General features: G+C 60.1%; 1 protein-coding gene. It reads right to left on the bottom strand.

The window, feature by feature from the left end:
* Positions 1–208, bottom strand: a 208-nt coding sequence (locus M0415_RS21405) for a putative Ig domain-containing protein (RefSeq protein ID WP_249560540.1), incomplete at both ends; no start/stop codon positions are given.

Genomic DNA, 208 nt, shown 5'->3' with positions numbered 1-208 from the left:
GGCGCGTAACACCACCGCATAGCTACCCACGTTAGCGTTAGTTGGGGTACCACTCAGCACGCCCGTAGCCGCATTGAAGCTCAGCCAGCTTGGCAGTGTCACGGCGCTTAAGGTCAGACTGTCGCCCACATCGCTGTCCGTCGCCACTAGGGTGTAGCTGTAGGCCGCATCCTGAGTCGCACTGGTGAGTGCGCTTGAACTGATGGTC

It is taken from the genome of Shewanella sp. 10B (assembly GCF_023475885.1).
GTDB lineage: Bacteria > Pseudomonadota > Gammaproteobacteria > Enterobacterales > Shewanellaceae > Shewanella > Shewanella mangrovisoli.
The sequence above is the reverse complement of the archived record's forward strand: the minus strand, read 5'-3'. Positions and strand labels throughout refer to the sequence as shown.